The organism is Pseudomonas oryzihabitans, assembly GCF_014522265.1.
In the GTDB taxonomy this organism is placed as follows: domain Bacteria; phylum Pseudomonadota; class Gammaproteobacteria; order Pseudomonadales; family Pseudomonadaceae; genus Chryseomonas; species Chryseomonas aestiva.
Genome location: NZ_CP017024.1, coordinates 909,804 through 928,519, shown reverse-complemented (window position 1 = coordinate 928,519; position 18,716 = coordinate 909,804). Strand labels below are relative to the sequence as shown.

16 protein-coding genes are annotated in these 18,716 nt (G+C 67.3%); 4 read left to right on the top strand and 12 right to left on the bottom strand.

Annotated features, from left to right (window positions below):
* The first annotated feature begins 36 nt into the window (after positions 1-36).
* A complete protein-coding gene (locus BGI51_RS04295; protein ID WP_064309293.1) occupies positions 37-432 on the top strand; it encodes an acyl-CoA thioesterase in 396 nt (131 codons plus the stop codon).
* Here the strand turns inward: BGI51_RS04295 and BGI51_RS04290 are convergent.
* The 12 genes from BGI51_RS04290 to BGI51_RS04235 form a co-directional block, all read right to left on the bottom strand.
* The gene (locus tag BGI51_RS04290) at positions 416-3,190 is read right to left on the bottom strand and encodes a hybrid sensor histidine kinase/response regulator (protein WP_187980403.1); all 2,775 of its coding nucleotides are present in this window, start codon (positions 3,188-3,190) and stop codon (positions 416-418) included. The genes BGI51_RS04295 and BGI51_RS04290 overlap by 17 nt on opposite strands.
* 94 nt (positions 3,191-3,284) lie before the next feature.
* Positions 3,285-4,568: a phosphoribosylamine--glycine ligase gene (gene purD / locus BGI51_RS04285; RefSeq protein WP_187980402.1), complete on the bottom strand. Its 1,284-nt coding sequence runs from the start codon at positions 4,566-4,568 to the stop codon at positions 3,285-3,287.
* Between the two features lie 85 nt (positions 4,569-4,653).
* Entirely contained in the window at positions 4,654-6,246 is a 1,593-nt protein-coding gene (gene purH / locus BGI51_RS04280; RefSeq protein ID WP_187980401.1) for a bifunctional phosphoribosylaminoimidazolecarboxamide formyltransferase/IMP cyclohydrolase, read from the bottom strand.
* Between the two features lie 65 nt (positions 6,247-6,311).
* On the bottom strand, positions 6,312-6,629 hold the full coding sequence (fis, locus tag BGI51_RS04275) for a DNA-binding transcriptional regulator Fis (RefSeq protein WP_026083845.1): 318 nt from the start codon (positions 6,627-6,629) through the stop codon (positions 6,312-6,314).
* Positions 6,626-7,618, bottom strand: coding sequence for a tRNA dihydrouridine synthase DusB (dusB, locus tag BGI51_RS04270; protein WP_187980400.1), 993 nt, complete (start codon positions 7,616-7,618; stop codon positions 6,626-6,628). The genes fis and dusB overlap by 4 nt, the downstream gene beginning before the upstream one ends.
* A 155-nt stretch (positions 7,619-7,773) precedes the next feature.
* Positions 7,774-9,231, bottom strand: coding sequence for a DUF3426 domain-containing protein (locus BGI51_RS04265; protein WP_187980399.1), 1,458 nt, complete (start codon positions 9,229-9,231; stop codon positions 7,774-7,776).
* A gap of 109 nt (positions 9,232-9,340) precedes the next feature.
* Complete coding sequence (prmA, locus tag BGI51_RS04260; RefSeq protein ID WP_133861527.1) at positions 9,341-10,216, bottom strand: 50S ribosomal protein L11 methyltransferase; 876 nt, start codon at positions 10,214-10,216, stop codon at positions 9,341-9,343.
* A gap of 238 nt (positions 10,217-10,454) precedes the next feature.
* The gene (gene accC / locus BGI51_RS04255) at positions 10,455-11,801 is read right to left on the bottom strand and encodes an acetyl-CoA carboxylase biotin carboxylase subunit (RefSeq protein WP_187980398.1); all 1,347 of its coding nucleotides are present in this window, start codon (positions 11,799-11,801) and stop codon (positions 10,455-10,457) included.
* A gap of 16 nt (positions 11,802-11,817) precedes the next feature.
* Positions 11,818-12,282: an acetyl-CoA carboxylase biotin carboxyl carrier protein gene (gene accB / locus BGI51_RS04250; protein ID WP_187980397.1), complete on the bottom strand. Its 465-nt coding sequence runs from the start codon at positions 12,280-12,282 to the stop codon at positions 11,818-11,820.
* A gap of 53 nt (positions 12,283-12,335) precedes the next feature.
* A complete protein-coding gene (gene aroQ, locus BGI51_RS04245; RefSeq protein ID WP_017641056.1) occupies positions 12,336-12,782 on the bottom strand; it encodes a type II 3-dehydroquinate dehydratase in 447 nt (148 codons plus the stop codon).
* 116 nt (positions 12,783-12,898) lie between these two features.
* Entirely contained in the window at positions 12,899-14,662 is a 1,764-nt protein-coding gene (gene dsbD / locus BGI51_RS04240) for a protein-disulfide reductase DsbD (RefSeq protein ID WP_187980396.1), read from the bottom strand.
* Between the two features lie 56 nt (positions 14,663-14,718).
* On the bottom strand, positions 14,719-16,332 hold the full coding sequence (locus BGI51_RS04235; RefSeq protein ID WP_187980395.1) for a response regulator: 1,614 nt from the start codon (positions 16,330-16,332) through the stop codon (positions 14,719-14,721).
* Between the two features lie 268 nt (positions 16,333-16,600).
* Between BGI51_RS04235 and BGI51_RS04230 the strand changes: the two genes are divergently transcribed.
* From BGI51_RS04230 to BGI51_RS04220, 3 genes are all read left to right on the top strand, one after another.
* Positions 16,601-17,617: a DUF2333 family protein gene (locus BGI51_RS04230; protein ID WP_133861522.1), complete on the top strand. Its 1,017-nt coding sequence runs from the start codon at positions 16,601-16,603 to the stop codon at positions 17,615-17,617.
* Positions 17,617-18,168 (top strand): NUDIX hydrolase, encoded by a 552-nt coding sequence (locus BGI51_RS04225; protein WP_187980394.1) that lies wholly within the window; start codon positions 17,617-17,619, stop codon positions 18,166-18,168. Before BGI51_RS04230 ends, BGI51_RS04225 begins: the two co-directional genes overlap by 1 nt.
* A gap of 143 nt (positions 18,169-18,311) precedes the next feature.
* Entirely contained in the window at positions 18,312-18,656 is a 345-nt protein-coding gene (locus BGI51_RS04220) for a translation initiation factor Sui1 (protein ID WP_187980393.1), read from the top strand.
* The last annotated feature ends 60 nt before the right edge of the window (positions 18,657-18,716 follow it).

Here is an 18,716-nt window from a genome sequence, read left to right as displayed (position 1 = left end):
TGATGCCTCAACCCCCTGGAAATTCAAGGAGCCCTGATGAACTTCCATACCCGCAAGTGGGTGAAACCCGAAGACCTCAATGCCAATGGCACCCTGTTCGGCGGCAGTCTGCTGAAATGGATCGACGAGGAGGCGGCGATCTACGCCATCGTGCAGCTGGAAAATCCCAAGGTGGTGACCAAGTACATCTCGGAGATCAACTTCATCAGCGCCTCGCGTCAGGGCGACATCATCGAGCTGGGCATCACCGCCACCGAGTTCGGGCGTACCTCCATCACCCTGAGATGCGAGGTGCGCAACAAGATCACCCGCAAGAGCATCCTCACCATCGACAAGATCGTCTTCGTCAATCTCGACGAGGAAGGCAATCCGGTACCCCATGGCAAGACCCGGATCACCTATGTCGAGGACAGGTTCAAGGAGTCGCCTTGAGGCCGGCGCGGGTCACGTCCAGGCGCCGCCGCTCGGCCCAGTAGAGCAGCAATTCACGCAGTTGCGAGAGTTCGATCGGCTTGCCCATGTGGCCGTCCATGCCGGCCTCCTGGGCGCGATCCTTGTGCTCGGCGAGGATATGCGCGGTCAGGGCCACCACCGGGGTGCGCGAACGATGATTCTGCTGTTCCCAGGCACGTAGCCGGCGGGTGGCGCCGAAGCCGTCCAGCAGGGGCATCTCGCAATCCATCAGGATGAGGTCGTAGGTGTTCTGCTGGAGCTTTTCGAAGGCCTCCAGGCCGTTGCTCACGGTATCGGGTTCGACGCCGAGCTTCTTCAGCATGCCGCGGATCACCTTGACCGAGATGCTGTTGTCCTCGGCCACCAGCACGCGGAAGTCGCTGGGGATGCCGCTGGGCTGTTCCTGGGGCTCGGGCTCGCTGACCCGCTGGCCGCGGCGCGACAGTTCGTCGGCCAGGGTGGCTCTGAGGGTATAGCCGGCCACCGGCTTGGCCAGCACCCGCTTGATACCGGCGTTGCGGGCGATGACCTTGCTCGGCGCATTGCTCAGCCCGGTGAGCATGATCAGCAGCAGATCGTGGTTGAGATTCTCGTCTTCGTTGATGCGCGCGGCGAGCTGCATGCCGGTCATGCCCGGCATCTGCTGATCGAGCAGCACCACATCGAAGTATTCCCGCAGGTGCGACTGGGTACGCAGCAGGGCCAGGGCCTCGCGCCCGGAGGCGGCGGTGACCGCCTGCATGCCCCAGGCGCTGCACTGCTGTTGCAGGACCTTGCGGCAGAGTTCGTTGTCATCGACCACCAGCACCCGCACGTCCTGCAGCGGATAGTCGCTGTCGCCGCGCGACAGGACCAGCGCCTGAGCCGGGATGGGCAGGCTGATCCAGAAGCTGGAACCGCCCTCGGCGTTGTTCTGGATGCCGAAGTCGCCCTGCATCAGCAGCACTAGCTGGCGGGCGATGATCAGGCCGAAATCCAGGCTGTCGGTATCGCTGGCGAGGAAGTCGCGGCGGTCGAGGTGGGTGGACAGCAGCTGGCGACTGAGCGCCGCGTCCAGCGGCGTGCCGCTGTCCTGCACCGAGATGCGCAGGCGTGGTGGCTGGCCGGTGGCCTCTTCCAGGGAGATCACCAGCAGGATCTCGCCCTCCTCGGTGCGCTGGAAGGCGTTTTCCAGCAGGTTGAGCAGGATCTGGCGCAAGCGGGTCGGGTCGCCGATGAAGCGGCGCGGCACCTGGGGCTGGATGAAGCTGAGCAATTCGACCCGGTGCTCCTCGGCACGCGGCCGGAAGATGTCCAGGCAGTCGTCGAGCAGGGCATTGAGGTCGAAGGTGACCTCCTCGAGTTCGATCTGGCCGCTTTCCAGGCGGGTGATGTCGATGATCTCGTTGATCAGATTGAGCAGCTCGGCGCCGGCGCTGTGGATGGTCTGCACATAGTCGCGCTGCTTGGCCGACAGCGCCGTGCCCTGCAGCAATTCGGTCATGCCCAGCACGCCGTTCATGGGCGTGCGGATCTCGTGACTGATGCGCGAGAGAAATTCGGCCTTGCCCTTGAGCTCCGCATGGTCCGTGGCTCTGTCGCGGGTGCGGGTGAAATGTTCCTCGCGCAGATAGCGACGCCGCTCCTCCAGGGCCAGGGTCAGCAGGATGCCGCTGAGCATGCAGCTGGCGATTAGGCCGCGGCCCATCCACACCGGTGGATTGGCGTAGCCGGCCAGGATCGGCAGCGCGATCAGCCCGGCCAGGGCCAGCAGGGCGCAGCTCATCACCAGCAGCCGCCCATAGCGGGCACCCTGGTGCCAGCGCTCCAGCGCGATGATCAGGCAGGCGCACAGCGCCAGGCCATTGACCGCCATCAGCCAGTCGCCGACATAGAATTCGCCGGCGGCGATACGCACCACGGCGGCCAGGCCGACCAGGGCCAGCAGACCCCGCAGCGTGCGGCGGACCCACAGCGGCAGCCGTCGCCAGCCGAAGAAGGCGCCCACGAGATTCAGCCCGGCGGCGCTGCAGGCCAGCACCGACAGATCGGTCAGCAGCGGCGTCTGGCCCTTGAAGGTGCCCAGGAAGAACTTGCTCAGTCCGAAGATGTTCAGGGCCACGCAGACCAGCATCACCAGCAGCAGGGTGAGGGCGCTGGTGGCGCGACTGCGGTGGTAGAGCAGCTGGGCGCCGTTGTACAGCGCCAGCATGGCCAGGCAGCCGAGCAACACGCCGAACATCACCAGGCGATGGGTGATCTCGGCTTCGGCACTGCTGCTCAGGGTCAGGGCGATCCGCATCGGCTGGGGCGATTCGAATCTCAGGAAGAGGTCGAGCGGCTGATCGCTCTGTGGAATCGGAAAGACGAAGTCGCGACTGAGTTGCTGCGGATTGAGCAGCGGCCGCGACAGGCCATCGCGGATCTCGCTGAGCAACTGGTCATCGCGATAGGCGAAGAAATCCAGGTAGCCGACGTTGGGCGAAATGATGCGCAGCAGCCGCTGCTGGGCGTCGGGCTGGATGCGGGTGTGCAGCCAGAGCGCACCGGAACCGGCTGGGCGGTGGGCCCTGGCGGTGGTCAGCGGTTTGAAGGCGGACAGCCGATCACGGACATCGTCGAGCGAGAATTCGCCGGTGACGTCCTCGTACTGCGCCCAGCCCGCATCCGGCGAATTCTCGGCTTGCACGGAATTGGCCACCAGCAGCAACAGCAGCCAGCTGACCACAAAGCCTATGGCGATCCAGAGCCGGTGCACGAGAGTTCCCTTCGCAAATGCGGACGTCGAGTATAGACCAGCCCGTCACGTCTGTTGACGTAACAGTGTAACAGGCTGATCCCTTAGGCGAGCTTCACTGTCGCTCGCGAGCGATGGCGCGGTAGCCGATGTCGCTGCGGTAGAAGCAGCCCTGCCAGGAGATTTCCCGGGCCAGCGCAGCGGCGTTCTGCTGGGCGGCGGAGACCGTTTCGCCCAGAGCCGTGGCGCACAGCACCCGACCGCCGGCGGTGACGACCTGACCGTCGCGCAGGCCGGTGCCGGCGTGGAACACCTTGCCCGGCAGCGCTGCGGCGGCCTCGAGACCGGCGATTGCGTCACCCTTGGCATAGTCGCCCGGATAACCGCCGGCGGCCAGGACGATGCCCAGGCTCGGACGTGGATCCCAGCAGGCTTCGATCTTGTCGAGGGCCTCGGCCAGGGCGGCCTCCGCCAGCAGCACCAGGCTGGACTGCAGGCGCAGCATCACCGGCTGGGTCTCGGGATCGCCGAACCGGCAGTTGAATTCGATGACCTTGGGTGCGCCACTCTGGTCGATCATCAGGCCGGCATAGAGGAAGCCGGTGTAGACATTGCCTTCGCTGGCCATGCCGGCCACGGTGGGTTCGATGATCTCGCGCATGACCCGGTCATGGACCGCCGCGGTCACCACCGGCGCCGGGGAGTAGGCGCCCATGCCGCCGGTGTTGGGACCGCTGTCGCCGTCGCCGACGCGCTTGTGGTCCTGGCTGGTGGCCATCGGCAGCACGTTCTTGCCATCCACCATGACGATGAAGCTGGCTTCCTCGCCATCGAGGAATTCCTCTATCACCACTCGCGCACCGGCATCGCCGAAGGCATTGCCGGAGAGCATGTCACGCACGGCGTCCTCGGCTTCGGCCAGGGTCATGGCGACGATCACGCCCTTGCCGGCGGCCAGGCCATCGGCCTTGATCACGATGGGCGCACCCTGCTCGCGCAGATAGGCCAGCGCCGGCTCCACCTCGGTGAAGTTGGCGTAGGCGGCGGTGGGGATCTGATGGCGCGCGAGGAAATCCTTGGTGAAGGCCTTGGAGCCTTCCAGTTGCGCCGCGCCGGCGGTGGGGCCGAAGCAGGGCAGGCCCCGGCTGCGGAACAGGTCGACCACGCCGGCCACCAGCGGCGCCTCGGGACCGACGATGGTCAGCTCGACGTTGGCGGCGGCGAAGTCGGCCAGTTGCTCCAGGGCCAGGACGTCGAGGGCGACGTTCTCGCACTTGGCTTCGGTGGCGGTGCCGGCGTTGCCGGGGGCGACGTAGACCTTGGTGACCCGGGTGTCCTGGGCGACCTTCCAGGCCAGGGCGTGTTCGCGACCGCCGCTGCCGATGATGAGTACGTTCATGAAGCTTTCCTCTGGGCGGACGCTGGGCACGTCCGCCACGCAAATGGGTCGACGGTGAGGGCTGCGGCCCTCGCCGTGGCGGGCCTTAGTGGCGGAAGTGGCGCATGCCGGTGAAGACCATGGCGATGCCGGCTTCGTCGGCGGCGGCGATCACCTCGGCGTCGCGCATGGAGCCACCCGGCTGGATCACCGCGGTAATGCCGTTGGCCGCGGCGTTGTCGATGCCGTCGCGGAAGGGGAAGAAGGCGTCCGAGGCCATGACCGCGCCGGCCACGGCCAGACCGGCGTGCTCGGCCTTGATGGCGGCGATGCGCGCCGAGTTGACGCGACTCATCTGGCCGGCGCCGATGCCCACGGTCTGCTGGCCCTTGGCGTAGACGATGGCATTGGATTTGACGAACTTGGCCACCTTCCAGGCGAAGATCAGGTCCTGCAGCTCCTGCTCGCTGGGCGCGCGGCGGGTCACCACCTTGAGGTCGTCGGCGGTGATCATGGCAATGTCGCGGCTCTGCACCAGCAGGCCACCGTTGACGCGCTTGAGGTCCAGGCCGGGCTTGCGCTCGGCGGGCCACTCGCCGCACTCCAGCAGGCGGACGTTGGCCTTGGCCGCGACGACGTCGCGGGCTTCGGCACTGACGCGCGGGGCGATGATCACCTCGACGAACTGGCGCTCGACGATGGCGCGGGCGGTTTCGGCGTCCAGTTCGCGGTTGAAGGCGATGATGCCGCCGAAGGCCGATTCGCTGTCGGTGGCATAGGCCAGTTCATAGGCCTGGCGGATGTCGCCGGCGACGGCCACGCCGCAGGGGTTGGCGTGCTTGACGATGACGCAGGCCGGTTCCCCGTAGCTCTTCACGGTTTCCAGGGCGGCATCGGTGTCGGCGACGTTGTTGAAGGACAGTTCCTTGCCCTGCAGCTGGGTGGCGGTGGCCACGCAGGCTTCGCTGGCGTGCTCGACATAGAAGGCCGCCTGCTGGTGCGGATTCTCGCCGTATCTCATGTCCTGCGCCTTGATGAACTGGGCGCTGAAGGTCCGCGGGAAGGCGGCGCGGCCGTCGGTGGTCAGGGTCTCGGCCTGCTGGTCGATACTGCCCAGGTAGTTGGCGATCATGCCGTCGTAGGCGGCGGTGTGCTCGAAGGCCTTGAGCGCCAGATCGAAGCGCTGGGCATAGGTCAGGCCACCGGCCTTGAGGTCGTCGAGGATGGCCGCGTAGTCACTGGCATTGACCACGATGGCGACGTCCTTGTGGTTCTTCGCCGCGCTGCGGACCATGGTCGGGCCGCCGATGTCGATGTTCTCGATGGCGTCGGCCAGGCTGCAGCCGGGCTTGGCCACGGTGGCGGCGAAGGGATAGAGGTTGACCGCGACCAGGTCGATCGGGCGGATGCCGTGCTCGCTCATCACCTCGTGGTCGACGCCGCGACGACCGAGGATGCCGCCGTGGATCTTCGGGTGCAGGGTCTTGACGCGACCGTCCATCATCTCCGGGAAGCCGGTGTAGTCGGCGACTTCCACCGCTGGGATGCCTTCATCGCGCAGCAGCTTGTAGGTACCGCCGGTGGACAGGATTTCCACGCCGATGGCCGCGAGTTCGCGGGCGAAGTCGACGACGCCCGTCTTGTCGGACACGCTGATCAGCGCACGGCGGACGGGGAGGCGAGAGGTCTGGTCGGTCATGGTCATGTCCATCAGGAGGAGAAAGACCGCCGGTCAAGCCCCTGGGCCGCCGGCGATGAGGCGGATCAGAGCAGGTCGTACTGCTTGAGCTTCTTGCGCAGGGTGCCGCGATTGAGCCCGAGCATCTCCGACGCCTTGGTCTGGTTGCCCTTGACGTAATTCATCACGCTTTCGAGCAGGGGTGCTTCCACTTCGCAGAGCACCATGTTGTAGACGTCGGTCACCGGCTGCCCATCGAGGTGGGCGAAATAGTTGCGCAGCGCCTTTTCCACGCTGTCGCGCAGCGTCTGACCCTCCTGCAGGGGAGCGGTCAGGTGCTGCTTGAGGTCGCCGTTGTCACTCACAGGCGCTGTTCCAGTCAAAGTCTCGGTCATCGAATTCATGCCACCTGCTTCCCGGTCGGGGGCTGCGCGAAGAACGCGCGAATGCTGGCGTGCTGGGCTTGGGTGTCTTGCAGTCGGTTGAACTGGGCGCGCGATTCCGCGGCGCCCGGCCGGTCGGCCAGGTACCAGCCGACGTGCTTGCGGGCGATGCGTACGCCCATTTCCGCGCCGTAGAAGGCATGCAGGGCGTCGAGGTGTTCCAGCAGGATGGCCTCCACCTCGGCATCACCGGGCGCCGCCAGGTGCTCGCCGGTCGCCAGGTAGTGGGCGATCTCGCGGAAGATCCAGGGGCGCCCCTGGGCGGCGCGGCCGATCAGCAGGCCGTCGCAGCCGGTGTGTTCGAGCACCCAGCGGGCCTTTTCCGGGCTGTCGATGTCGCCGTTGGCGAACACCGGGATATCGACCGCCTGCTTGATGGCGGCGATGGTGTCGTACTCGGCGGCGCCGAGAAAACGGTCGTCCCGGGTGCGGCCATGCACGGCGAGGGCCTGGATGCCCGCGGCTTCGGCCAGCTGCGCGATGCGCAGGCCGTTGCGATTGTCGGGATTCCAGCCAGTGCGGATCTTCAGGGTCACGGGGACGTCGACGGCGGCCACCACGGCGGCGAGGATCTCGGCCACCAGGGCCTCATCCTTCATCAGCGCGGAGCCGGCGGCCTTGTTGCAGACCTTTTTCGCCGGGCAGCCCATGTTGATGTCGATGATCTGGGCACCCAGTTCGACATTGCGCCGGGCCGCCTCGGCCAGCATCGCCGGATCGCCGCCGGCGATCTGCACCGAACGCGGTTCCTGCTCGCTGGCGTGGATCAGGCGCAGCCGCGACTTGCGGCTGTCGTAGAGCCGCACGTCACTGGTCACCATTTCCGACACGGCCATGCCGGCGCCGAGTGCCAGGCACAGGCGACGGAAGGGCAGGTCGGTGACCCCGGCCATGGGCGCGAGAATCAGCGGATTGGGCAAGGTATAAGGGCCGATGCGTACCATCGACATATCTTTTTCCCTGGCGAATAGGCGCCTGTTCCGCCTGCGCCGGAAACCGGCCGCGGACAGGGGCTGCTGTGCTTGAAAAGGGTTGGGAATGATACCCGCTCACCGCCTCCGGATAAAGCGCGAGTTGGCTAGTTTATGAGCAATTCCCCCTGGAGCTACTCCGGCGAGAAGAAGCTCAGGCTGTAATTCACGGCTCGCGGGCCGGGGTCGAGAATGTCCAGGGCGATGTGGATCGGCGTCTGCGGCGGCATCTCGTCCTGGCCTTTCAGTTCGCCATTCAGGTATTCGCCCGGCTTGAAGCGGCGGCTGGCGAGCAGTTGGCCATTGAGGTCGGCGAAGCGCAATTCCAGCAGCGGGAAGGGCTGCGAGAAGGGTGCCCGGTTGTAGAGAATGGCATCGACGCGCAGCGCCCCGGAAAATTGCGGGTGGCTGCGCACCACCAGGTTGCTGCTGCGGATCTGCTGCACATCGACCTTGGACGGCACCTTGCAGCCGAGGCTGGCACAGGCCTGGACGAACAGCGGGCGATAGCTGTCCTGCCGCGCCAGTTCGTCGAAGTGGTAATAGACGTACTGGCTGGCCAGGCCGAGCAGTGCCAGCAGGCAGAGCAGGATCCACAGTAGGCGGCGACCCCAGCGCGGGCGCTGCGGGTGGCTGTCCAGCTGCAGCGGTTCGTCGTGCAGGTCCAGCAGCGGATCGTCCTGCCATTCCGGCTCGCTGCGCAGGCCGCTCGCGGCCTTGGCCGGCGGTGGCTCGTCGTCGCTGTCGCGAGCGGCGCTGAGGGATTCGGCAGCCGGCTCCTGCCAGTCGTCGAGGCGGCCCAGGCCGGGTTCGGCGCGTTCGTCGTCGTCGGTTTCGACCCGGCCGAGCGCGGGCTCCTGGCGTTCGGCCGGCGCGGCGGTGAGGGGCGCGGGCGGCGTAGCCAGGGCGGGCTTCAGCGGGGCGCGCACGGCCGCGAGCGGGGCCACCGGCGCTACGGCAGGCAAGGGGGTGATGGCGGGCTCGGGCTCGGGCTCGGGCACTGGTGCGAAGGCCGGCTCGGGTTCGGGTTCGAGTTCGAGTCGCGGTTCCGGCTCGGCGGCGGTAAGGGACAGGGGCTCGGACTCAGGCTCCGCCTCGGGCGCGGCCCGCAGTCGCAGCGACTCCGGCTCGGGTTCGCGCTCGGCGGAGACGGCGCCGAGCGACGGCAGCTCGTAGGCCTCTTCGTCGTCCTGGGGACGACGGGCAGCCAGCCCCAGGGCCGGTGCCGGCTCTTCCTGCGGCGTGGTCACGGCGGGCGGTGCGGCCAAGGCGGCAGGCGCCATGGGAGCGACCGGCGTGCGGCGCTGTTCTTCCAGGGCGCCCAGGCGGGCGACCTCGGCGTCCAGCTCCAGGTGGCTCAGGTCCAGTTCGTCATGGGGCCAGGCCGCTTCGCTGGGCGTGGGCACCGGCGCGGCCACGGGTGGCGCGGGCGCGGGCTCAGGGGCCGTCAGGGGCGCGGCCTGGTTGCTGGCGTTGAACACTTCCAGGCAGACGCCACAACGTACGTCGCCATCCGCGGCGGCCAGGTGTTCCTGGGTGACACGGAAGCGGGTATGGCAATGCGGACACTGGGCGACGAGGGATTCGGTCATGGCGAGGCGACAGCCAGGGAGTGAAGCGCGCTAGTGTACCCGAAGGCCCTGGCGAAAGAAGGGCCTCCACCGGGCCGCCGGGTGAGCGGACCGGTGGCGCCGCTGCGCATCAGTGGCGGCGGGTCCCGCTGATGCGCACCCAACCGTCGAGGGTGGCGGTGGGTTCCAGGTCGAAGCAGCCGGCGTAGGCGGCGCGGACGTCCTCGGCCTGCTCGGCGAGGATGCCGGAGAGGGCCAGGCGACCGCCGATGCGGGTCAGGCGGGTGATCTGCTCGGCCAGGCCGACCAGCGGACCGGCGAGGATGTTGGCCACCACCACGTCGGCCTGCTCGCCTGGCAGATCAGCGGGCAGGTACAGCGGAAAGCGGGCCGGATCGATGCCGTTGCGGTTGGCGTTCTCGCGCGAGGCTTCGAGGGCCTGGACGTCGATGTCGGTGCCCACGGCGCGCTCGGCGCCCAGCAGCAGGGCGGCGATGGCGAGGATGCCCGAGCCGCAGCCGAAATCCAGCACCTGCCGGCCGGCGACCGGTTCGCCGTCCAGCCACTGCAGGCACAGCGAGGTGGTGGGATGGGTGCCGGTGCCAAAGGCCAGGCCCGGATCCAGCAGCAGATTGACCGCTTCGGGTTCCGGGGCCTCGTGCCAGCTGGGGACGATCCACAGCCGCTGGCCGAAGCGCATGGGTTGGAAGTTGTCCATCCAGCTGCGTTCCCACTCCTGGTCTTCCAGGCGCTCCACCTCGTAGGTCAGGCCGTTGGCCAGCAGTTGCACGCGCTGTTCCAGGGCGGCGGCGTCGGTATCGCCTTCGAACAGCGCCAGCAGGTGGGTCTGGGACCACAGCGGGGTGGTGCCGAGATCCGGTTCGAAGATCGGCTGGTCCTCGGCGTCCATGAAGGTCACCGAGACGGCGCCCAGTTCGAGCATGAGGTCTTCGTAGGTTTCCGCCTGGGCGGGCGTGAGGGCGAGGCGGACTTGCAGCCAGGACATGGTGGGCTACCTGAATCGGGTCAAAGCGGGGAGGGTAAATGAAAACGGGCTGCCCGAGGGCAGCCCGTTTGCTAGGTAAGAAGCCGACGGGGCGAGCGAGCCAGGTCAGGCAAGGCGGAAATCGCCGAGGAGGCCATTCTCCCTAGGGTAAATGGGCATTCCGACGGGGCCGCCTAGGCCGGGCTGGCGATCCAGGCGATTTCCAACGCAGCCTGGCCGACGCGCAGCCGTCACGTCCTTAGTGGCGCATGCCGAGCTTCTTCTCCAGATAGTGGATGTTCACCGCGCCCTGGCCGAAGGCCTGGTCGCGGGTCAGCATCCGATGCAGATCGGCGTTGGTCTTGATGCCGTCGACGATCAGCTCGTCTAGGGCGTTGCGCATCCGGGCCATGGCCTCTTCGCGGGTCTTGCCCCAGGTGATCAGCTTGGCGATCAGCGAATCGTAGTTCGGCGGAACCTTGTAGCCGCTGTACAGGTGCGAATCCACCCGTACGCCGTTGCCGCCCGGTGCATGGTAGTGCTTGACCAGGCCCGGGGAGGGCATGAAGGTCTTGGGGTCTTCGGCGTTGATCCGGCACTCGATGGCGTGGCCGGTGATCTTGATGTCTTCCTGCTTGATCGACAGCGGGTTGCCAGCGGCGATGCTGAGCATCTCCTTGACGATGTCGACGCCAGTGATCATCTCGGTCACCGGATGCTCCACCTGCACGCGGGTGTTCATCTCGATGAAGTAGAAGCGGCCGTCTTCGTAGAGGAACTCGAAGGTGCCGGCGCCCCGGTAGCCAATGTCGATGCAGGCCTTGACGCAGCGCGCCAGGACCTCTTCGCGGGCCTTCTCGTCGATCTGGGGCGCAGGCGCCTCCTCGATGACCTTCTGGTGCCGGCGCTGCAGCGAGCAATCGCGGTCGTAGAGATGCACGGCATTGCCCTGGCCATCGGAGAGCACCTGGACTTCCACGTGACGCGGATTGCCGAGGAACTTCTCCATGTAGACCATGGAATTGCCAAAGGCGGCGCCGGCTTCGGTCTGGGTCAGCTTGATCGACTTGATCAGCTCGGCCTCGTCCTCGACCACGCGCATGCCGCGACCACCACCGCCACCGGCGGCCTTGATGATCACCGGATAGCCGACTTCGCGGCCGATGCGCAGGCACTCGGCCTCGTCATCCGGCAGGGCGCCGTCGGAACCCGGTACGGTGGGCACGCCGGCCTGCTTCATGGCGTTCTTGGCGGACACCTTGTCGCCCATCAGGCGAATCACGTCGGCGGTGGGGCCGACGAAGGCGAATCCGGACTGCTCCACCTGCTCGGCGAAGTCGGCGTTCTCGGCGAGAAAGCCGTAGCCGGGGTGGATGGCGGTGGCGCCGGTGACTTCCGCGGCACTGATGATGGCCGGGATGTTCAGGTAGGACAGGGGCGAGGGGGCCGGGCCGATGCACACCGATTCGTCGGCGAGGGACAGATGCATCAGTTCGCGGTCGGCGGTGGAATGAACCGCCACCGTCTTGATGCCCAGCTCCTTGCAGGCACGCACCACGCGCAGGGCGATTTCCCCGCGGTTGGCGATCAGGACTTTTTCCAGCATCGTGGGCTCCACGGGCTTAGACAATGGTGAACAGCGGCTGGTCGAATTCGACGGGCTGACCGTTCTCGACCAGCACCTGGCCAATGGTGCCGCTGGCTTCGGCTTCGATGTGGTTCATCATCTTCATGGCTTCGACGATGCACAGGATGTCGCCTTTCTTCACCTGCTGGCCGACTTCGACGAAGGCCGGAGTGGTGGGCGAGGACGCGCGGTAGAAGGTGCCGACCATGGGCGAGCGAGCCACGTTACCGGTCAGTTGCGGAGCGGCGGCTTCGGTAGCCGGCGCAGCAGCGGCCGGAGCGGCAGCCGGGGCCGGCGCGGCGACCGGCGCGGGAGCGGCGGCGTAGACGGTCTGCATGCCCTGGTTGCGGCCGGTGTTGCGGCTGATGCGGACGGACTCTTCGCCTTCGCGGATTTCCAGCTCGTCGATACCGGACTCTTCCAGCAACTCGATCAGTTTCTTGACTTTACGGATGTCCATTGGCGTTGGCTCTCCCCTCGGGTTCAGGTGATGTTCTGGATATTGGGTCGCGCTCAGCCGCGTGCGGCGAGCTGTTCGCAGGCGGCTTCCAGCGCCAGGCGATAGCCACTGGCGCCGAGCCCGCAGATGACACCGACCGCCACATCGGAAAAATAGGAGTGGTGGCGGAAGGCTTCGCGCTTGTGCACGTTCGACAGGTGCACTTCGATGAATGGGATGCTCACCGCGAGCAAGGCGTCACGTAGGGCGACACTGGTATGGGTGAAGGCAGCCGGATTGATCAGGATGAAATCCACCCCTTCGTCGCGCGCGGCGTGGATGCGTTCGATCAGCAGGTGTTCGGCGTTGCTCTGCAGCGACTGCAGACGATGCCCCGCCGCGGTGGCGCGGGCTTCGAGGTCGGCGTTGATCTGGGCCAGGGTGGTGGCACCGTAGACGCCCGGTTCGCGGGTACCCAGCAGATTCAGGTTGGGCCCGTGCAGTACCAGCAGATGCGCCATAGCCACTTGCCTCGCGATTTCGCAACCAGATTGGCCGCGGACTATGCCGCAACCGGAGGTGACTGTCCAGTCGCTAGACGTTTGCCGGAAATGCCCGCACGTTGGGCGAAATTCTTTTAATCACTGGTGATAAGCCTTTTTGCTTCGTCGAGTCGGGCGAGAAAGCCCGCAGCATCGATTTCGCCGACGATGCGCGCCTTGGCCTGCTCCTGGCCGCTGGCATCGTAGAACAGGATCGCCGGCGGGCCGAACAGGCCGTGCTGCTCCAGCCACTGGCGCTGTTCCCGGGTGCTTTGCGTCATATCGAAACGGATCAGCGTGAAGTCGCGCAATTGCGCCTGGATCTCAGGATTGCCGAAGACCTCGCGCTCGATCAGCTTGCAGCTGATGCACCAGTCGGCATAGACGTCCACCAGCAGGGGTCGCCCGCTGCCGAGGCTGCTCGCCAGGGCGGTGGGATCGCTCAGGCTGCGCATGACCTCCGCGCGGGCAGCCACGGCGGGTGCCGCGGCGTCGCCCAGCGGTCGTAGGGGATCGCTGGCGCCGCGCAGGGCGCCGATGCCGGCGGCCGCGCCGTAGACCACCAGGGCCAGGCCCGCCAGTTGTGACAGGCGCTGGCGGGGCGGCTTGGGGACAAATTCCAGGGCGCCGAGGAACAGCCCGACCCCGGCGGCCAGCAGGCCCCAGGCCGCCAGCGCCAGGGGGCCCGGAAGGAGTCGCTCAAGCAGCCACAGGGCTACCGCCAGCAGCAGTACGCCGAACGCATTGCGCATGCCCACCAGCCAGGCGCCGCTGCGTGGCAGCAGGGCGCCGCCGCCGGCGGCGATGAGGATCAGCGGGGCGCCCATGCCCAGGCCCAGGGCGAACAGTGCCAGGCCGCCGCCGAGCCAGTCGGCGGTGCTGCTGATATAGAGCAGGAGGCCCGCCAGGGGCGCCGAGACGCAGGGCGAGACGATCAGGCTGGAGAGCACGCCGAGGGTAGCCGCGCCGCCCAGGGAGCCGCCGCGGGTACCGTTGGCGAGCTGTTCCAGGCGCTCGCGCAGGGCCGCCGGCAGGCGCAGTTCGAAGAGGCCGAACATCGCCAGGGCGAACAGCGCGAACAGCGCGGCGAAGGGAATCAGTACCCAGGCCGACTGCAATTGCGCCTGCAGGTTGAGACTGGCGCCAAAGACGCCCATGAGTGCGCCCAGGGCGGCGAAGCTCAGCGCCATGGGCACCACGTAGGCCAGCGCCAGCAGCAGGCCACGGCCCGGGCGCGCCTTGCCGGCCAGGACCACCGCCGAGACGATGGGCAGCATCGGCAGGACGCAGGGGGTGAAGGTCAGTCCCAGGCCGGCGAGGAAGGCCAGCAGGATTCTGTTCCACCCCACCTGGTCAGGGGGCGGGGCGGCGACCGCCGGGCTCGCCGCGGAGGCGGCCGCGGGGCCGGCGATAGTCAGGGTGCGGGTTTCCGGCGGATAGCAGAGGCCGCGATCGGCGCAGCCCTGGTAGGTCACCTGGATCCGGCCGCCGCGGTCGGGCGCGAGGGGCAGGGGGATGTCGACGCCGGCGTGATAGACCTGGACGTCGCCGAACCATTCGTCGTGCTTGGGCTCGCCAGGTGGCAGGGCCACCGGCGCGGTCAGCAGGCCGGGGTCGGCGTCGAAGGCGAAGCGCTGCCGATAGAGGTAATAACCCTCGGCGATGATGAAGCGCACCTGGGGGCGGCCCTCGGCGTCGCGACGCTGCTCCAGGCGAAAGGCCTGGTCCACCGGCAGGAATTGCTGACTGGGACGCTGACCGTCCAGGCCCAATGCGGCCGTCGGGCGCGGCGCATCGAACAGGCCGGCGGCGGCGGGCAGGGTCAGCAGCAGGGTGAGCAGGAACAGCAGGACACGCATGGGCTTCTCGGCGATCGGCAGCGGCCGATCATAGCAGAGGCATCCGGTTGGTCTGGCTAGACGTACTGGCGCACGCAATTGCGTCCCGCATGCTTGGCGGCATAGAGGGCTTCGTCCGCCTGCTTGGCCAGCGTGGGCATCTCCTGTCCGGGCTGCAGTTGCGCCACGCCGGCACTGAAGGTGCAGCTGAGTTCCTTGGGCGGCGCCGGATAGTGGATCTCGGCGAAGCGCTGGCGGATCTCGTCGATCAGGCGAGTGGCGGTGGCCAGGTCGGTATCGGGCAGCACGATGGCGAATTCCTCGCCGCCATAGCGGCCGATATGGTCGGACTTGCGCAGGCGCTGCTTGAGGAACAGCGCCAGGCTCTTGATCACCCGATCGCCCATGGGGTGGCCGTAGTGGTCGTTGACCTGCTTGAAGTGGTCGATGTCCAGCATGGCGAAGGTGATCGGCCGCTGGCTGCGCCGCGCGCGGAAGCAGGCGTCTTCGAGCAGCTGCAGGGTGTGGGTGTGGTTGTACAGGCCGGTGAGGCTGTCCTGGACGATGCGCGCCTGCAGGCTGCGCGCCCGGGCGGCGCGGGTGCGCACCGTGGCGATCAGGTGGCGTGGCTTGATCGGCTTGGTGAGGAAGTCGTCGCCGCCCTCGCTCATGGCGTCCAGCTGCTTGTCGAGGTCGTCCTCGGCCGACAGATAGATGATGGGCACGCTGACATAGCGTTCGTGCTGACGGATGACCTTGGCCAGCTCGGTGCCGGTGCACTCTGGCATGTACATGTCGAGGATGATCAGGTCGGGCACGAATTCGGCCAGGTGCGCCATCACCGCGCCGGGCTGCATCAGGGTGCGGGTGACGATCCCGGCGCTGTTGAGCGCCATTTCCGTGGCCATGGCCTGGGCGCGAGAGTCGTCTACCACCAGGGCGCGGATCGGGTCGTAGTAGACGGTGCGGGTGAGGGTCTCGATCTTTTCCAGCAGCCGCGCCGAATCCAGGGTGCCGGTGTAGAACTCCTGACCGCCGGCGCGCACCGCGGCCAGGCGGAAGGGGGTGTCGGCTTCCTGGTGGCTGTAGAACAGTACCGGCAGCTTGCGCTCCAGACCGCTCTGGGCCTCCAGCGCCAGCTGGATGCCGGCGCCCGCGCCGCCGAAGTCCACGTCCATGACGATGACCGCCGGGTGACGGTTGTCCATCATCGCGCGGAAGTCGTCGGCGCCATGGATGATCTGGATGGTGACGCCGAAGTATTCCATCTGCTGCGCCAGCCGCTCGGCGCGCTCGCTGTCGAGCAGGGCGATGTAGATCGGCTTGCGCAGCGGCGGCAGGCTGGTGGTCTCCAGCTGGTCGCCCTGGCGCAGCCCGGTGCGCGACAGGCTCTGCATGGCCTGGCTGAGTTCGGTGATGGCCTGGCTGTTGAGGCGACCGCGATTGGCGGTGACCTGGGCCAGGGAGGCACCGATGGCCTCGGCGAGTTCGGCATGGCCCTGCTGCTCGAAGCGCTTGGCATATTGCAGCAGGCGCGCGTTGGCGTCGGTCAGCTCGACCAGGCTGCCGGCCGTCCACTCGTCTCGCTGCAGCCGTTGCCAGATCTCCAGCATCTGGCGCGACTGGTGGATGACCCGTTGCGCGAAGTGCAGCTTGAGGCGGTCCCGGCTCGGATCATCTGGTTCGCTCACGAATTGTTCCGTCATTCTTGAGGTGGTGGCCCTATGCTACCAATTGCTGGCTGGCAGGGGAGAGGCGGTACCCTGGTTAGCGGCGGCTATGCCGCTCGCATGGACACTGTCGGTCGCTTCTGGAGTAGCGTCCGTCGCCTGTTACCCTAGTCTCGAAGGCGGCTGTCCAGATGCGTCGTGCCCGCACTGCCGGCGATGGCGGCGCAACCGGCGTCGCCGGCGGGGGTCCAAGCGCCAACATCTTTGAAATCATTGCAAGGAATTGCCCATGCGGGAGTGGAACTTGAGGTCGGGATGGCTCCGGCTGGTGGCAGTGCTGATCGCGCTCTACCTTCTGGTCACCCTGGCGATAGGCTGGTACTGGAGTCGCGAACCGGATTTCTTCCCGGTGCAGCAGCATGCCCAGGAGGCGGCCACGGCCAGTGGTCGCAAGCTGGTGCTCGGCTACACCACGGTCGAGACCCTCAAGCAGGTGGCCGGCACCCTGCTGGACAAGCCGGGCGGCTATCTCTCCAACGACATCTTCCCGCCGGGCCTCTGGCTCGACGACATGCCGTCCTGGGAATACGGCGTGCTGGTGCAGACCCGCGATCTGGCGCGCGCCCTGCGCAAGGACTTCGCCCGTTCCCAGTCGCAGTCCACCGAGGACGTCGACCTGGCCCAGGCCGAGCCGCGCTTCAACTTCGACAACCACAGCTGGGCCATGCCCTCGTCGGAGTCGGAATACCGCGCCGGCATCGCTTCCCTGGATCGCTACCTGGCGCGCCTGGGTGGCCAGAATGCCCAGGGCCAGCCCACCGCCTACTTCTATTCGCGCTCGGACAACCTGCGCAACTGGCTGGGTGACGTCGAGACCCGCCTGGGTTCGCTGTCCCAGCGGCTGTCCGCCAGCGTCGGCCGGGTACGCCTGGACGCCGAGGTACGGCCGAACCAGGACATTCCCGCCGGCCAGGTGCCGGAAGTGCACGAGCAGCGCGTCGAGACGCCCTGGCTGCAGATCGACAACGTCTTCTACGAGGCCCGCGGTCAGGCCTGGGCGCTGTCGCACATCCTGCGCGCCATCGAGGTGGACTTCGCCGACACCCTGGCCAAGAAGAACGCCACGGTCAACGTCCGCGAGATCATCCGCGAACTTGAGGCGGCGCAGCAGCCGGTCTGGAGTCCGATGATCCTCAACGGCAGCGGCTTCGGCATCCTGGCCAACCATTCGCTGGTGATCGCCAACTACATCTCCCGCGCCAACGCCGCGATCATCGACCTGCGCCAGTTGCTGGAACAGGGCTGATGACGCCGGACGCTCGCGAAGCGGCGCATCGCGCCGCCTCCGACCGGGAGCTGGTGGTGTGGGTCGATCGCGACGACCGCATCCAGGGTGAGGTGCCACGGGCGGAATTGCGTGCCCGCGGCCTGATCGGTCGCTGCACCTTCATCCTGCTGTTCAATGACCGCGGCGAACTCTGCGTGCACCGGCGCACCCTGAGCAAGGCGCTCTACCCGGGCTACTGGGACGTGGCCGCCGGCGGCATGGTGGCGCCGGGCGAGAGCTATGCGCAGTCGGCGGCCCGGGAGCTGGCCGAGGAACTGGGGGGCAGCGGCGTCCCCCTGCGCGAGCACGGCACCTTCTATTTCGAGGAGCCGGGCAATCGCCTCTGGGGCGGCGTGTTCAGCGCCCACTGGAACGGCCCGCTGCGGCTGCAGCCGGAAGAGGTACTGGAGGCCCGCTTCCTGGCTCCGGCGGCGATTCTCGCCGAGGCTCGTCAGCAGCCCTATTGCCCGGATTCGCTGGAGGCCCTGCGCCTGGTCATCAGCCGGGCAGATGTCGCATCCCTGCCTTAATTTCTCGCATTCGCGCCTTAGCATCCGTGGGCGATGCTGCTACATTGCGCGGCCCCGGACCAGCGCGGCCCGTGCCGGCCGGCGCTGTATCCAAGGTTTCCTCCAGGCGCCCGGCGTCTGAACCAGACTGGGAGGACCGTCCCTTGAGCAAGAAAACCTCGTCGCTGGCGGATCTCAGCCGGCTGGTGTACTCCACCGACGTCGGCCGCATTCGCCCGGAAGAACCCCCGGCACCGGTCCCGACCGGCGACGGCATCGCCCGGGTCCGGCGCGAGACCAAGGGCCGTGGCGGCAAGACGGTGACCACGGTCAGCGGCGTCCCCCTGGACGAGGAAGCACTCAAGGACCTGGCCAGCGCGCTCAAGCGCCGCTGCGGCACCGGCGGGGCGCTCAAGGATGGCGTCATCGAGATCCAGGGCGACCATGTCGACCTGCTGCTCGGCGAACTCGAAAAACGCGGCTTCAAGACCAGGCGGTCGGGCGGCTAGGCCAGGCCTTCCAACCTCCGCGTACAACTTACCGCCCCTGGCGGCGGTCCATCCAAAGCA

Excerpts from the sequence above, each read along its gene's own strand:
- accB (WP_187980397.1), bottom strand. The coding sequence starts at position 12,282 with ATGGACATCCGTAAAGTCAAGAAACTGATCGAGTTGCTGGAAGAGTCC.
- accC (WP_187980398.1), bottom strand. The coding sequence starts at position 11,801 with ATGCTGGAAAAAGTCCTGATCGCCAACCGCGGGGAAATCGCCCTGCGC.
- dusB (WP_187980400.1), bottom strand. The coding sequence starts at position 7,618 with ATGTCGATGGTACGCATCGGCCCTTATACCTTGCCCAATCCGCTGATT.
- aroQ (WP_017641056.1), bottom strand. The coding sequence starts at position 12,782 with ATGGCGCATCTGCTGGTACTGCACGGGCCCAACCTGAATCTGCTGGGT.
- BGI51_RS04295 (WP_064309293.1), top strand. The coding sequence starts at position 37 with ATGAACTTCCATACCCGCAAGTGGGTGAAACCCGAAGACCTCAATGCC.
- dsbD (WP_187980396.1), bottom strand. The coding sequence starts at position 14,662 with ATGCGTGTCCTGCTGTTCCTGCTCACCCTGCTGCTGACCCTGCCCGCC.
- BGI51_RS04265 (WP_187980399.1), bottom strand. The coding sequence starts at position 9,231 with ATGACCGAATCCCTCGTCGCCCAGTGTCCGCATTGCCATACCCGCTTC.
- fis (WP_026083845.1), bottom strand. The coding sequence starts at position 6,629 with ATGAATTCGATGACCGAGACTTTGACTGGAACAGCGCCTGTGAGTGAC.
- prmA (WP_133861527.1), bottom strand. The coding sequence starts at position 10,216 with ATGTCCTGGCTGCAAGTCCGCCTCGCCCTCACGCCCGCCCAGGCGGAA.
- BGI51_RS04230 (WP_133861522.1), top strand. The coding sequence starts at position 16,601 with ATGCGGGAGTGGAACTTGAGGTCGGGATGGCTCCGGCTGGTGGCAGTG.
- purD (WP_187980402.1), bottom strand. The coding sequence starts at position 4,568 with ATGAACGTACTCATCATCGGCAGCGGCGGTCGCGAACACGCCCTGGCC.
- purH (WP_187980401.1), bottom strand. The coding sequence starts at position 6,246 with ATGACCGACCAGACCTCTCGCCTCCCCGTCCGCCGTGCGCTGATCAGC.
- BGI51_RS04225 (WP_187980394.1), top strand. The coding sequence starts at position 17,617 with ATGACGCCGGACGCTCGCGAAGCGGCGCATCGCGCCGCCTCCGACCGG.